At 73.4% G+C, this 13,620-nt stretch carries 12 protein-coding genes; all 12 read right to left on the reverse strand.

Annotation, left to right across the window (positions count from 1 at the left end; genetic code table 11):
* Positions 1–37: 37 nt before the first annotated feature.
* Positions 38–1,231, reverse strand: coding sequence for a metabolite traffic protein EboE (gene eboE / locus ACNAW0_RS03860; protein WP_416286291.1), 1,194 nt, complete (start codon positions 1,229–1,231; stop codon positions 38–40).
* Positions 1,231–2,082 (reverse strand): TatD family hydrolase, encoded by an 852-nt coding sequence (locus ACNAW0_RS03865; RefSeq protein ID WP_416286292.1) that lies wholly within the window; start codon positions 2,080–2,082, stop codon positions 1,231–1,233. The genes eboE and ACNAW0_RS03865 overlap by 1 nt, the downstream gene beginning before the upstream one ends.
* A complete protein-coding gene (locus tag ACNAW0_RS03870) occupies positions 2,082–2,702 on the reverse strand; it encodes an EboA domain-containing protein (RefSeq protein ID WP_416286293.1) in 621 nt (206 codons plus the stop codon). Before ACNAW0_RS03870 ends, ACNAW0_RS03865 begins: the two co-directional genes overlap by 1 nt.
* Positions 2,703–2,750: 48 nt before the next feature.
* Complete coding sequence (locus ACNAW0_RS03875; protein ID WP_416286294.1) at positions 2,751–3,719, reverse strand: sugar phosphate isomerase/epimerase family protein; 969 nt, start codon at positions 3,717–3,719, stop codon at positions 2,751–2,753.
* Positions 3,716–4,660 (reverse strand): SCO3242 family prenyltransferase, encoded by a 945-nt coding sequence (locus tag ACNAW0_RS03880; protein ID WP_416286295.1) that lies wholly within the window; start codon positions 4,658–4,660, stop codon positions 3,716–3,718. The genes ACNAW0_RS03875 and ACNAW0_RS03880 overlap by 4 nt, the downstream gene beginning before the upstream one ends.
* Complete coding sequence (locus ACNAW0_RS03885; RefSeq protein ID WP_416286297.1) at positions 4,657–5,805, reverse strand: inositol-3-phosphate synthase; 1,149 nt, start codon at positions 5,803–5,805, stop codon at positions 4,657–4,659. The genes ACNAW0_RS03880 and ACNAW0_RS03885 overlap by 4 nt, the downstream gene beginning before the upstream one ends.
* Positions 5,806–6,023: 218 nt before the next feature.
* On the reverse strand, positions 6,024–7,229 hold the full coding sequence (locus ACNAW0_RS03890; RefSeq protein WP_416286298.1) for a Gfo/Idh/MocA family protein: 1,206 nt from the start codon (positions 7,227–7,229) through the stop codon (positions 6,024–6,026).
* 20 nt (positions 7,230–7,249) lie between these two features.
* Positions 7,250–8,302, reverse strand: a complete 1,053-nt coding sequence (locus tag ACNAW0_RS03895; protein WP_416286299.1) for a substrate-binding domain-containing protein — start codon at positions 8,300–8,302, stop codon at positions 7,250–7,252.
* Between the two features lie 93 nt (positions 8,303–8,395).
* Positions 8,396–9,499, reverse strand: coding sequence for an ABC transporter permease (locus ACNAW0_RS03900; RefSeq protein ID WP_416286300.1), 1,104 nt, complete (start codon positions 9,497–9,499; stop codon positions 8,396–8,398).
* A gap of 76 nt (positions 9,500–9,575) precedes the next feature.
* Complete coding sequence (locus tag ACNAW0_RS03905) at positions 9,576–11,138, reverse strand: sugar ABC transporter ATP-binding protein (RefSeq protein WP_416286301.1); 1,563 nt, start codon at positions 11,136–11,138, stop codon at positions 9,576–9,578.
* The gene (locus ACNAW0_RS03910; RefSeq protein ID WP_416286302.1) at positions 11,135–12,313 is read right to left on the reverse strand and encodes an ROK family transcriptional regulator; all 1,179 of its coding nucleotides are present in this window, start codon (positions 12,311–12,313) and stop codon (positions 11,135–11,137) included. Before ACNAW0_RS03910 ends, ACNAW0_RS03905 begins: the two co-directional genes overlap by 4 nt.
* A 206-nt stretch (positions 12,314–12,519) precedes the next feature.
* Complete coding sequence (locus ACNAW0_RS03915; protein ID WP_416286303.1) at positions 12,520–13,569, reverse strand: YihY/virulence factor BrkB family protein; 1,050 nt, start codon at positions 13,567–13,569, stop codon at positions 12,520–12,522.
* Between the last annotated feature and the right edge of the window lie 51 nt (positions 13,570–13,620).

Genomic DNA, 13,620 nt, shown 5'->3' on the forward strand with positions numbered 1-13,620 from the left:
ACAGCACTGTGTCGATGATTCACTCGCTGACGCTCGCTCATGCCGGCACCTCGCTTCGCTCGGTGGGGGCCAGGCCGAGCCCGACCAGCTCGTCGCGGGCGAAGGCCAGCTCGGCGGCGATCCCGGCGGCCAGCTCCGCGTCGGTGCGCGGCCGCCGTGCCGCCGGCAGCACCCCCCAGGTGTACGTCTCGACGTCGAGGTGGTCGCAGCCGGCTGCCGGCCCGGCGTACAGGGCGGCGAGGGCGGCCCGCAACACCGGCACGGTGGACCGCAGTGGCGGCTCGGGCGGGGCGTGCAGCGGCACGTGGTAGTGCACCCGCCACGGCCCGGGCAGCCGCGCGTCGAGTGCGGCGTCCAGGTCGTCGGCCGCGTACGCCGGGTCGGCCGGGTCGGTGACCGCGGCGCAGCCGGCCGCCCGGGTCTGGTGCAGGAAACGCGGCTCGACCCAGCGGCGCAGCGCCTCGGCCGAGCCGGCCGGGTCGCCCGCCTCGACGGCGGCGGAGACCTGCACCTTGACCACCGGCAGCCCGGCGGCCCGCAGCCGGCCCAGCGCCTCGACCGGCTCCTCCCAGGCGCAGGCGAGGTGGGCCAGATCGAGGCAGATCCCGAGCCGATCCAAATCCATGCCTGAGAATATCCTACGCGCCTGTCCGGTGGACTCCACCAGGCAGCCCGGTTCCGGCTCGAAGCCGACCCGGACGGTCCGACCGGTCTCCCGCTCCACCGCGGCCAGCCCGGCGGCCAGCTCGTCGAGGTTACGCCGGGCGGCGTCGGCCCGCTCGCCGTCCCAGGGCGTACGCCAGGCCAGCGGCAGGGTGGAGATCGAGCCCCGGGCCGCGTCCTCGGGGAGCAGGTCGGCCAGCACCCGGGCCAGGTCCAGGGTGTACCCGAGCCGCTCCGGGGTGGTCCAGTCCGGGTGGTACACCGCGCCCTTCACCACCGGCGCCTGGAAGGCCGCGTACGGGAAGCCGTTGAGGGTGACCACCTCCAGCCCGCGTACGGTCAGCTCGTGCCGGAGCCGGCGGCGGGCCGCCGGGTCGGCGGCGAGTGCGGTGGCCACCGGGGCGGCCAGCCAGAGCCCCAGCCCGAGCAGGTTGGCGCCGAGCGCCCGGCGGACGCCGAGCGCGTACGTGTCGAGCTGGGCGAGGATCCCGGCCAGGTCCTCGGCCGGGTGGACGTTGGTGCAGTAGCCGAGGTGCACGGTGCTGCCGTCGGCATGTCGCAGGCGCATCACGAACCCCCGCGCAGGATGGAGTTGCCGGCGAAGGTCGGTGCCGGGGCGTCCACGTCGCTGAGGTCCAGCTTTCCGGACTGGCCGTAGAACTCCACCGGGTTGCGCCACAGCACCCGGTCCACGTCGTCCTCGGTGAACCCGGCGAGCAGCATCGCCTCACCGGTGGCCCGGGTGAGCAGCGGGTCGGAGTGCCCCCAGTCGGCGGCCGAGTTGACCAGCATCCGCTCCGTCCCGTACGTCTTGAGCAGCTCGACCATCCGCGGCGGCGACATCTTGGTCTCCGGGTAGATGGAGAAACCCAGCCAGCAGCCGGTGTCCCGGACCAGCTTCACGGTGATCTCGTTGAGGTGGTCGACCAGCACCCGCCCGGGTTCGATGCCGGACTCGGCGACCACCGCCAGGGTGCGTTCGACGCCGCGGGCCTTGTCCCGGTGCGGGGTGTGCACCAGGGCGGGCAGGTCGTGCGCGACGGCCAGCGCGAGCTGCCCGGCGAAGGCGGCATCCTCGTCCGGGGTCATCGAGTCGTAGCCGATCTCGCCGACCGCCACCACGCCATCCTTGTCCAGGTAGCGCGGGAGCAGGTCGAGCACCGGACGGCAACGCGGGTCGTTGGCCTCCTTCGGGTTCAGCGCCACGGTGGCGTGGTGCCGGACGCCGAACTGCCCGGCCCGGAACGGTTCCCAGCCGATCAGCGAGTCGAAGTAGTCGACGAACGAGGCGACGCTGGTGCGTGGCTGACCGAGCCAGAACGCCGGCTCCACCACCGCGCGTACCCCGGCGGCGGCCATCCGCTCGTAGTCGTCGGTGGTCCGGGACGTCATGTGGATGTGCGGGTCGAAGATGCGCATCACGCCTCCCTGGCGGTGGTCGAGTGCGAGCCGGCGCCGAGCCGGGCGAGCAGGTCGGTGGCGTCGGTGGGCATGGCCCGGCCAGCCGCGTGTCGTTCGGCGGCGAGCGCGGCCAGCATCGCCGCCAGCTCGCTGTCCGCCCGGCCGTCGAGGTCGTCGACGGCAGCCAGCGGTACGCCGGTGAAGACGCACTTGAGCACGGCCTGCCGCCAGGCCGGCTGCTCCAGGTGCCGGGCGTACGGGCCGAGGGCCGCGGCGATCAGCCGGGTGTCGTTGGTGCGGATCGCGTCGTGCAGCAGCGGGACGCAGGCCGCCCCGATCGGCAGCAGCGGCAGGGCGCGCAGCACGGCCCGCTTCTCGGCCGCGTCGCCGTGCCGGTAGAGGGAGTCGGCCACCACCGCGTGGTCGGCGGGCAGTGCGGTGAGCAGCAGCGCCCGGGCGGCCTCGTCGACCGTCCAGCCGGACGGGTCGGCCAGCGGCTCCCGGCCGCACCGCCGCGCGGTGGAGGCGAAGAAGCGTGGGATCGCCGCGGGCTCGGTCGCGACGCGGCGCAGCGCCGCGTCCAGCCACTGCGGATCGGGTACGCCCCGCAGCGCGGCGCGCAGTCGGTCGGGTGTCATGCCGTCTCCCCTCTCATGGGTGGAAGCTGGTCAGCCACCGCCGTCAGGTCACCGCGCGGGTGGTGGCAGCGGTACCCGGGACGGCGCGGCGGCCGCCCGGGCGGCGGTACGCAGGAAATCGAGCGAGTGGGCGGCGACGGCGGGCGCGGCGTGCGAGTGCCGGGGCAGTTCCACAGCCACCAGGCCGCGGTAGCCGGCGTCGGCGAGGGCGCGCAGCACCGGCGGGAAGTCGATCTCGCCGGTGCCGAACTCCAGGTGCTCGTGCACGCCCCGACGCATGTCGTCGATCTGCACATTGACCAGGTGGTCGGCGACCGCCGTCACGCAGTCGGGCACCGGCTGCGGCTCCAGGCAGCGACAGTGTCCGATGTCGAGGGTGATGCCGAAGCCGGGCGGCGCGCCGAGCGCGTCCCGCAGCCGGTGCCAGCCGGCGATGTCCTCGACCAGCATGCCCGGCTCGGGTTCGAACCCGAGCGGCACGCCGGCCGCCGCGGCCTCGGCGCAGACGGTGGCGCAGCCGGCGACAAGCCGATCCCAGGCGACGGCTTCCGGCACCTCCGGCGGGCGTACGCCGGCCCAGCACGAGACCGCCTCCGCGCCCAGGTCGGCGCCGATCCGCACGGCCCGGCGAAGGAACTCGATCCGTCGCGCCGGGTCGTCGTGCAGCAGCGTCGGGGCGTGCTTGTGCCACGGGTCGAGCAGGTAGCGGGCGCCGGTCTCGATCACCACGGCCAGGCCGAGCGCGGCGAGCCGGCGGTGCACGGCGGACACCCGGCGGGCCAGCTCGGGCGCGAACGGGTCGAGGTGGTCGTGGTCCAGGGTGAGCGCCACCCCCTGGTAGCCGAGGTCCGCGAGCACGCCGAGCGCGTCGTCGAGGCGGTGGTTGGCGAAGCCGTTGGTCCCGAATCCGAACCGGAGCCCGGCCGGGTCCAGCGGGCTCCTGGCGTCCGCCGCCGTCGGCGTGCTGCCGGTCGGCGCGGATGGGAGCGGGGGGCTGGTCGCCGGTCGGCCGGTCATGTCGGCGAGACCAGCCGGGCCAGGCGGCGGCCGAGCGGGGCGGCGGCTGCGACGGCGAGACCGAGCACCCGGGCACCGGCCCGGGCGGTCAGCGCGCCCTGCAACGCGGGCAGCCCGGTGATGCCCGCGCCGACGGCGGCGCGTACCCGGGCCGGTGACGGGTCGGCGAGCACCCGGGCCTGCGCCGACCCGTAGCGGGTGGCGTAGCCGGCGGCGAGCGCGGCGGGCACCGGGTCGGTACGGCTCAGCGCGGTGGCGGCGACCAGCGCGGTGCCGGCCAGGGTGGCCCGGGGCAGCCGTCGGTCGGCCCCGGAGACCTCGCGGCGGGAGAGCGCGGTGACGGTCCACGTGTGCGCGGCCACGGTCAGCGCCGCCGGCAGCGCCCGGACCAGACCCCGCCCGACCGCGGGGACGCGACCGGCGCGGGTCGCGCTCCGGCCCGCGCCGCCGGCAGGTCCAAGCCGGCGGGACCGGGCAACCGGGCGGCCGGGCGCCGGGCTGGGGCTCGCGCCGAGCAGCACGTCCAGGCCCCGGCAGGCGGCCATCACGGCGGGGCCGGCCGCGGTGTTCTTGGCGAACAGGTCGTAACCCCAGATCGCGGCGGCGAGCGGGACCGCGACGGCAGTGGCCCGCCGACCCCCGGCGGCGGTGGCCACGGCGAGCCCGGCGGCGGTCAGGCCGGCGGCGACGCCGAACGCGGTGGCCGGGTGGACCCGGCCGGACGGGATCGGCCGTTCGGGGCGCTCGACCGCGTCCAGCCGGCGGTCGGCCCAGTCGTTGGCGGCCATGCCGGCCCAGTAGAGCAGCACCGACGCCCCGGCCAGCGCGGGCGTACGCCGGTCCAGCGCGCCGGCCGCCGCCGCGCCGGCCAGCACGTCCCCCGGTACGGAGAGTGCGGCGGGCGCCCGGACCAGCTCGGCGAGGTCGGCGAGCCGGGTCATCGCCCGGCCCCGGCATGCAGCGCGTCGACGAAGTCGCAGAGCACCGTCCACTGCTCGGCGAGCGAGTGGGCGGGCGCGTCGATGCCGTCCTTGAAGAAGAAGGCCAGCTCGGCGAGGGGGCCGGTGTGGCCGACGGCGTGCGCGGCGGCGGTGAGCCGGGCCAGGTCGAGCACCAGCGGGGCGGCCAGCGCGGAATCGCAGCCGTGCCAGGTGAACTCCATCCGCATGCGGGTGCCGAGGAAGCCGGCGAAGGTGACCAGGTCCCAGGCGGTCTTGAAGTCGCCGAGGTCCTCGACGTAGTCGATCCGGGTGTCACCCTGCGGCACATAGCCGAGGGTCTCGCCGAGCACCCGCTGCTTGCTGCCCACCTTGGCGGCGTTGGCTGCCGGTTCGGCGAGCGTGGCGCCGTCCCCGCCGCCGAGCAGGTTCAACCCGGACCAGGAGCGTACGGCCAGGTGCCGCATCGCGAACATCGGCGCGATCACCGACTTGACCAGGGTCTCCCCGGTCTTGCCGTCGTGCCCGGCGTACGGCAGGCCATGCTCGTGGGCCAGCGTTGCCAGCGCCGGCAGCCGGGCACCGGTCGACGGCGTGAAGTCCACGTACGGGCAGCCGGCGGTGAACGCCGCGTACGCGTACAGCGAGCTGGTCGGCAGCACCTCGTCGGGACCGGCCAGCGCGTCCCGCAGCGCGGCGAGGTCGTGGTGGGCGGGGTGCGCGGTGGCGACCGGTTCGGTGGCGGAGACGTTGACCACCACCACCCGGTCCAGCGTGTGCCGGCGCCGGAAGTCGGTCAGGTCGCGGGCCACGGCGGCGGCCCGCTCGGCCTGGGTGCCCCCGGTCGGGGCGGGACGCAGCGCCGCCTCGACGCCGGCCAGCTCGCCGACGAGGGCGTCCACCAGCCGGGCGGGCAGCACCCCGGCGGCGGCGAGCGCCTCGGCCCGCTTGGTGAGCGGGGTGGCGACCACGTCGTGGCCGCCGAGGACGAGGTCGGCGAAGGCCGGCAGGGCCGGCCCGCGTAGCTCGGGCAGCTCGGTGACGCAGCCGGTCGGGTCGGTGAGCCCGGCCCGCAGGGCCAGCGCCCCGACGATGCTGGTGGTCGCGACCGAGCCGCGCGCTCCCACCAGCCAGACACCCGTACGCATCGTGCTCCCTCCCCAGGGTCGGGCCGGTCCGCCGGTGCGGCCGGGGAATCCCGGTCCGGCCGCACCGGACGGCCGTGCTGGTCGTGCCGTGCCGGAGGCTCCGGTGGCACACTCCCCGAGGTCGACCTCGTCCCCGCCGTGGGGCGCAACCGCGGCGGGCCCTCGCCGGTCGGCGCCGGGAAGCCTCTCGGGCGGCGCCGGTGGCGCCGCGTCACGGATCAGGCGGCCACTTCGGCCAGTGTGGGCTCCACCTCCGTCCAGGCGGCCAGCTCCGCCGAGCGGGCCACCGCGTCGAGCACGAGTTGGACCTGCAACGCGTCGGCGAACGACGGTGCCGGGTCGGTGCCGGTGGCGACCGCCTCGATGAAGTCGCGCATCTGGTGGGTGAAGGAGTGCTCGTAGCCGATGATGTGGCCGGGCGGCCACCACGCCGACAGGTACGGGTGCTCCGGCTCGGTCACCAGGATCCGGGTGAACCCCTGCTCGGCGGCGGGCCGGGCGGCGTCGTAGAACTCCAGCTCGTTGAGGCGTTCCAGGTCGAAGACCAGGGTGCCGAGCGAGCCGTTGATCTCCACCCGGAGCGCGTTCTTGCGGCCGGTGGCGAACCGGCTCGCCTCGTACGTGGCCAGCGCCCCGCCGTCGAGTCGGGCCACGAAGACCGCCGCGTCGTCGACGGTCACCTGGCCCGTCGCCTGGCCGTGGCCGTCGGCCTGCGCGGCCAGGCCGCTCGACCCGGCCGGCAACGGCCGCTCCTTGACGAAGGTTTCGGTGAGCGCGCTGACCCCGGTGATCTGCTGCCCGGTGACGAACTGGGTGAGGTCGATGATGTGCGCGCCGATGTCGCCGAGCGCGCCGGAGCCCGCCCTGTCCTTCTGCAACCGCCAGACCAGTGGGAACTGCGGGTCGGTGATCCAGTCCTGGAGATAGACCGCGCGCACGTGCCGGATCTCGCCGAGCCGCCCGTCGGCAACGAACTGCCGCATCATGGTGACGGCGGGCACCCGGCGGTAGTTGAACCCGCACATGGTGCGTATCCCGTCGGCCCGGGCCTGGGCGGCGGCGGCCGCCATCTGCCGGGCCTCCTCGACGGTGTTGGCCAGCGGCTTCTCGCACAGCACGTGCTTGCCGGCGGCCAGCGCGGCGATCGCGATCTCGCAGTGGCTGTCTCCCGGTGTGCAGATGTCGACCACGTCGATCTCGTCGGATTCGACCAGTCGCCGCCAGTCCGTGGTGTGCCCGTCCCAGCCGAGCCGGTCGGCGGCGTCGGCCACCTTCGGCTCGTCCCGGCCGCAGATGAGCGCCATCCGCACCCGCGCCGGCAGGTCATACACGCGGTTCACGGTGCGCCACGCCTGGGAGTGCGCGGCGCCCATGAACGCGTAGCCGACCATGCCGACCCGCAGAAGTCTGTCGTGAGTGGACAAGGTGGGTCTCCCCCCGTATATCAGAACCCGAGCTTCAGGTAGTTGCTCGCGTTCTCCTTGGTGATCGTCTCGGAGGCGAGCACGATCTCCTTCGGCACCTGGAGTTCCACCAGGTCGGACATGCCCCGGTCCTGGCCGATCAGGCGGGCCAGCGAGATGGCCGAGGAGGCCATCGACGGGCTGTAGGTGACGGTGGCCTTCAGCACGGTGTTGTCGGCCTGGATGTCCTCCATGGCCTTCTTCGAGCCGGCGCCGCCGACCATGAAGAACTCCTTGCGGTTGGCCTGGCCGACCGCGGCGAGGACACCGATGCCCTGGTCGTCGTCGTGGTTCCAGATCGCGTCGATCTTCGGCAGCGCCTGGAACAGGCCGGTGGCCTCCTGCTGACCGGAGTCGGCGGTGAACCTCGCCGCCCGGCGGTTGGCGACCTTCAGGCCGTACGACGCGAGGGTGTCGGCGAAGCCCTTCGACCGCTCCTGCGTCAGCTCCAGCTCGTCCATCCCGGCGATCTCACCGATGACCGGATTGCTGACCCCCTTGGCCTTGAGCTGCTCGGCGATGTAGTTGGCGGCGGCCACCCCCATGCCGTAGTTGTCGCCCTTGATCTGCAGCCGGTAGGCCCGCGCGTCGGGGAACGCCCGGTCCAGGTTGACCACCGGGATGCCGGCCTTCATCGCCTCCAGGCCGAACGCGTTCAGCTCCTTGCCGTCGTGCGGCAGCAGCACGATCACGTCGGGCTTCTGGGAGACCAGGGTGGACAGCGCCGCCCGCTGGGCCGCCGCGTCCGCGCCGGCCTCCACGGTCTTGAGCTCCACATCGGAGTACGCCCCGGCCTGCGCCTTGGCGTTGTTGGTGATCGCGGCGATCCAGCCGTGGTCGGCGGCCGGGGCGGAGAAGCCGATGGTCACCTTCTTGCCGGCCTCGTTGTTGCCGCCGGTGGCGGCGGCCTTGGTCTGCGCTTCGGTGGGCTTCTGCTCGTTGCTGGTGCAGCCGGCGAGCACGGCGCCGGCGGAAAGCGCTGCCCCGCCGAAGAGCAGCCGGCGGCGCGACAGGTCGCGACCCTGCGTTGTCATGACGGCCTCCTGGATGAGGTGGTGCGGTGGGAGAAGGGTGTGTTGAGCCCGGCCACCGTCGCTGTCGAGGTGGCCGCCGGTGCGGCGGTGGAATCAGGTGGTGATGGTTCGGTTGCGGTGCAGGAACTGGGTGAGGCTGCCGAACTGGACCTGCTGGACCAGGACGGCGGCGACGATGATGCCGCCCTTGACCATGTTCTGCGCCTCGGGGGAGAGGCCGTTGATGGCGAAGAGGTTGGTGATGGTGGAGAAGATGACCACCCCGAGCAGGGAGCCCACAATGGTCCCCCGCCCGCCGCTGAGCAGCGTGCCGCCGATGATCGCGGCGGCGATCGCGTCCAGCTCGTAGAGGTTGGCCATCGCTGCCTGGGCGGAGGTGGCCTGCGCGGTCAGCATGATCGCGGCGATGCCGCAACAGAGGCCGGAGAGCGCGTAGAGCAGCAGGGTGTGCCGGCGCACGTTGATGCCGGCGAGCCGGGCCGCCTCGGGGTTGCCGCCGACGGCCACCGTGCGACGGCCGAAGGTGGTGCGGTTGAGCAGCACCCAACCGGCGGCGACCACCGCGGCGAGGATGTAGACCAGCAGCGGGATGCCGAGCAGGTTCGTGCTGGCGATGTCGTTGATGAAGGTGTTGTTCGAGACCTGGGTCTGTTTGCCGGAGATCTCGGCGGCGAGACCGCGCGCGGCGACCATCATCGCGAGGGTGGCGATGAACGGCACCAGCCGCCCGTACGAGATGAGCAGCCCGTTGACCACGCCGACGCCCAGCCCGACGGTGAGCGCGCTGAAGATCATCCCGCCGGCGCCGTAGCTCTGGGTGGCGACCGTGGTGGACCACACCCCGGCCACCGCGACGATCGCGCCCACCGACAGGTCGATGCCCCCGCCGATGATCACGAAGGTCATCCCGACGGTGACCACGCCGACCACCGAGGCCAGCTTGAGGATGGTGAGCGTGTTACCCCACACCCAGCTCGCGTTGCCATAGAGGTCGGGCCGGGTGAGGATGCCGATGACGACCAGCACCAGCAGGGTGGCCAGCAGGCCGAGGTTGCGCCGGGCGCCCTCGCCCGCGTCACCCCGCCACCACGACAACCGGCCCCGCGTGTCGGACTTCGCGGCCCCGGCCGGGCCGACCGACGGCGACTGGGCCAGTCCCGACGCCTGCTCCGACGTTGCGGTAGGTGTCTCGCTCATGCCGCCGCCTCGCTTCGCTCGGCGCCGTCACGAGACTCACCGGCACTGTATTGATGATTCGCTCGCTGCCGCTCGCTCATGCCGGCGCGCCTTCCATGAGGGACCCCGCCATGACGAGGTCGAGCACAGTGTTCTCGTCGATTTCGCCGGCCGGGGCCTCGCGGACCACCCGGCCCTCCCGCATCACCAGCACCCGGTCGGCCAGGCCGAGCACCTCGGGCACCTCACTGGAGACCAGCAGCACCCCGACGCCCCGGGCGGCGAGCGCTCGGATCACCTGGTACAGCTCGGCCCGGGCGCCCACGTCCACGCCCCGGGTCGGCTCGTCGAGCAGCAGCAGCCGGGTGTCCCCGAGCAGCCACCGGCCGACCACCACCTTCTGCTGGTTACCACCGGAGAGCGTGCGCACCAACCGGCGTACGTCGCGGGGACGCAGCTCCAGCGAGTCGGCGATCCGGTCCGCCTCGGCCCGTTCCCGCCCGGCGTCGGTGAAACCGAGGCGCGCGTACCGGCCGAAGGTCGCCAGGGTCACGTTGCGGTAGATCGGCTCGCCGAGCAGCAACGCCTGGCTCTTGCGCTCCTCCGGGGCCATCCCCATGCCGGCCCGTACCGCCGCGCCTACGTTGCCCGCGCGCAGCGCGCGCCCGCCCATCCGGACCGAACCGGCCTGCGCGCGCCGGGCGCCGTAGATGGTTTCCAGCAGCTCGGAGCGGCCGGAACCGACCAGCCCGGCGATGCCGACGATCTCCCCGGCCCGCACGGTCAGCGACACGTCGGCGAACTCGCCGGTCCGGGTGAGCCCGTCGACCCGCAGCAGCTCCGTGCCGGCGGGCTCGTCGGCCGGGCGCTCTGGGAAGACGTACTCGATGGTTCGCCCGGTCATCCGGGCGACCAGGTCGCGGGTCGGGGTGTCGCGGGCCGCCAGGTTCGCCGCCGTGGTCCGGCCGTCCTTGAGTACGGTGACCCGGTCGCCGATCTCGCGGATCTCCTCCAACCGGTGCGAGATGTAGATGACCGCGATCCCCTGCGCGGTGAGCTCCCGGATGATCCGGAACAGGTTGCCCACCTCGTCGTGGGCGAGCACGGCGCTCGGCTCGTCCATGATGATCAGTCGGGCCTCGTGCGACAGCGCCCGGGCCATGCTGACGACCTGCTTGCCGGCGGCGGGCAGGTGGCGGACCAGCCGGCCGGGCGGGATCTCCGGGTGCCCGAGCCGGGCCAGGATCTGTCGGGTACGCCGGGCCATGTGACCGCGCCGGACGAAGCCGAGCCGGCGCGGCTCGTGGCCGAGGAAGGCGTTCTCCGCCACCGACAGGTCCTCGACCAGGTCGAGTTCCTGGTAGATGGTGGCGATCCCGGCGCGCATCGCGGCCTGCGGGTTGGCGAAGCTCGCCGGCTCGCCGCGCCACTCGACCTCGCCGGAGTCCGGCTGGTGCACCCCGGCGAGCACCTTGATCAGGGTGGACTTGCCGGCGCCGTTCTGCCCGAGCAGGCAGTGCACCTCACCCGCCCGGACCTCCAACTGCACCCCGTCGAGCGCGCGTACGCCGGGGAAGGTCTTGACCACGTCGGTGAGACGCAGGACCACCTCGCCCGCGACGGCGTCGGCGGGGGCCGCCACCAGCGGCCCGGTCGTCATGCCGCCTCCCCGAAGGCCAGGTCGCTGGCGAGCACCGCGGCCCCGGCCACCCCGGCGCGCGGGCCGAGTTCGGACAGGACGACCGGCAGGTTGCCGGTGGCCAGCGGCAGTGAGCGGCGGTAGACCACGCTGCGGATCTCGGCGAGCAGGATGTGGCCGAGCTGGGCGAGCCCACCGCCGATGACGATCATCGACGGGTTGGTGAAGCTCACCAGGCCGGCCAGCACGCTGCCGACCCGCCGGCCGCCGTCGCGGATGAGCTGGATGCAGGTGACGTCCCCCTCGGCCGCCCCCTGCGCCACGTCCAGCGCGGTGACCGCGCCCCGGGCTTCGAGTCGTTCGGCGAGTGCCGGGGAGACCCCGGCGCGGGCCGCCGCGGTGGCCTCCCGGGCCAGCGCGGCCCCGCTGAAGACGGCCTCCAGGCAGCCGAGGTTGCCGCAGGAGCACATCGGACCGTTCGGGTCGACCTGGATGTGGCCGATGTCGCCGGCACAGCCGTCGGTGCCCCGGTAGACCTCGCCGTTGAGATAGATGCCGCAGCCGACCCCGGTGCCGATCTTGATGAACAGGCAGTCGTCCACCGAGTGGGCAACGCCGCCGTGCCGCTCGCCGATCGCCATGATGTTGACGTCGTTGTCGACCACCGCGGGGCAGCCGTGCTCCCGGGTCAGCAGCTCACGGACCGGGAAACGGTCCCAGCCGGGCATGATCGGCGGCGAGACGGGCACGCCGTCCCGGAAGCTCACCGGCCCGGGCACGCCGATGCCGACCGCGTCCAGCCGCTCGTACGCGCCGTCCACCTTGGCCTTGTGCAGCAGCTCGTTGACCCGCTGGAGGGTCACCTTCGGCCCGGAGCGGATGTCGGCGGGCTCGGCGTACGCGGCCACCGGCTCGAGCCGGCCGTTGACCACCTCGACGTCGATCGAGCTGGCGCCCAGGTCGACCGCGGCGAAGCGCAGGTGCGGGCTCAGCTCGACCAGGGTGGAGCGGCGACCGCCCCGGGAGGCGGCCAGCCCTGCCTCGGCGACGTAGCCGAGGCCGACCAGGCGCTCCAGCTCGGCGAGCAGGCGCGGACGGGGCATCTGCAACCGGTCGCCGAGCTCGGCCCGGGACACCGCCCCCTCGTCCCGGAGCAGTCGTAGGAGCTGTACGTGCAGGGGGTCCGCTGTCCGCACCGGGACTCACCTCCGCATCGGAGTCGTTCACATCGACGAAACAGCGATGTGTCGTGTCCGACACAGTAAGAGGCTTCCGGGTCACATGTCCATAGCTTCGGCCGATCTGACGCAAACTTTTGTCCATGCGAACAAAAGCGCGGAAGTGGCTCACGAAAAGATGATCCACTTCCGGCGCCGCCCGGCAGGGCTGCCCCACCAGCCGGTCAGTGGCCGGGCCTGCCCTTCTTCCTGAGCTTGCGGTCGTCGCGCAGTTGGACGTACGGCTCCTCGTCGGCGGGATGCCCCGCCGCGATGGCGCGGCTGCGCTCCAGCTCGGCGTCGAACTCCGCGCCGAGCAGGATGGCGATGTTGGTCAACCAGAGCCAGACCAGGAAGATGATCACGCCGGCCACCGCGCCGTACGTCTTGTTGTACGCGCCGAAATTCGCGAGGTAGAGGGCGAACAGCACGGAGATGACCAGCCAGATCACCACGGCCAGCACGCCGCCGGGACTGACCCAGCGGAAGCCGCCCTGGCGGGCGTTCGGCGAGGCCCAGTAGAGGATCGCGAACATCAGGCTCACCAGGATCAGCAGCACCGGCCATTTGGCGATGTTCCACACCGTCACGGCCGCCGAGCCGAGACCGATCGCGCTGCCGACCTGGGTGGCCAGCCGGCCGCTGAACACCACGATGACCGAGGCAGCCAGCAGCATCACGCCGACCAGGGCGGTCACTCCGAGCCGGATCGACAGGGTCTTCCAGATCGGCCGGCCTTCCGGCACGTCGTAGATCGTGTTGGCGGCGCGCATGAAGGCGGCGATGTAGCTGGAGGCCGACCAGTAGGCACCCAGCACACCGACGACCGCGACGATGCTGGCCAGGCCCTCCGAGCTGCTCGCCTGGTCGACCGCGAGGTCGATGATGTGCCGGATGGTCGGCTGCGGCAGCGCCTGGTCGAGGGTGTCCCGGACGCCCTTGACGGCTTCCTTGCCGAGCAGACCGACCACCGAGATGAGCGCCAACATGCCCGGGAAAATCGAGAGCACCCCGTAGTAGGTGAGCGCGGCGGCCCGGTCGATCAGGTTGTCCGCCTGGAACTCCCGGACCGCACGCTTCAGCGTCGGCGCCCACCCGGCGGCGCCCGACAACTGCCGCGGGCTCCTCGGGCCCTCGTCCGGGCCGGCCGGCCCCGAGCGCTTCGTCCCGCCGGAGACGGTGCCGGAATCATCGCGGCCGGGCCCGCTCCGGGCGGAAGACTCGTCGGCGGTCATCGCCCCCTCCCTCGTCGGCGTCGTCCCCCGACATGCCCAGACGGGAGGGCG

Origin of the sequence: Micromonospora sp. SL1-18 (assembly GCF_047921505.1) — a bacterium.
In the GTDB taxonomy this organism is placed as follows: domain Bacteria; phylum Actinomycetota; class Actinomycetes; order Mycobacteriales; family Micromonosporaceae; genus Micromonospora.

Excerpts from the sequence above, each read along its gene's own strand:
- eboE (WP_416286291.1), bottom strand. The coding sequence starts at position 1,231 with ATGCGCCTGCGACATGCCGACGGCAGCACCGTGCACCTCGGCTACTGC.
- ACNAW0_RS03865 (WP_416286292.1), bottom strand. The coding sequence starts at position 2,082 with ATGCGCATCTTCGACCCGCACATCCACATGACGTCCCGGACCACCGAC.
- ACNAW0_RS03870 (WP_416286293.1), bottom strand. The coding sequence starts at position 2,702 with ATGACACCCGACCGACTGCGCGCCGCGCTGCGGGGCGTACCCGATCCG.
- ACNAW0_RS03875 (WP_416286294.1), bottom strand. The coding sequence starts at position 3,719 with ATGACCGGCCGACCGGCGACCAGCCCCCCGCTCCCATCCGCGCCGACC.
- ACNAW0_RS03880 (WP_416286295.1), bottom strand. The coding sequence starts at position 4,660 with ATGACCCGGCTCGCCGACCTCGCCGAGCTGGTCCGGGCGCCCGCCGCA.
- ACNAW0_RS03885 (WP_416286297.1), bottom strand. The coding sequence starts at position 5,805 with ATGCGTACGGGTGTCTGGCTGGTGGGAGCGCGCGGCTCGGTCGCGACC.
- ACNAW0_RS03895 (WP_416286299.1), bottom strand. The coding sequence starts at position 8,302 with ATGACAACGCAGGGTCGCGACCTGTCGCGCCGCCGGCTGCTCTTCGGC.
- ACNAW0_RS03900 (WP_416286300.1), bottom strand. The coding sequence starts at position 9,499 with ATGAGCGAGACACCTACCGCAACGTCGGAGCAGGCGTCGGGACTGGCC.
- ACNAW0_RS03905 (WP_416286301.1), bottom strand. The coding sequence starts at position 11,138 with ATGACGACCGGGCCGCTGGTGGCGGCCCCCGCCGACGCCGTCGCGGGC.
- ACNAW0_RS03915 (WP_416286303.1), bottom strand. The coding sequence starts at position 13,569 with ATGACCGCCGACGAGTCTTCCGCCCGGAGCGGGCCCGGCCGCGATGAT.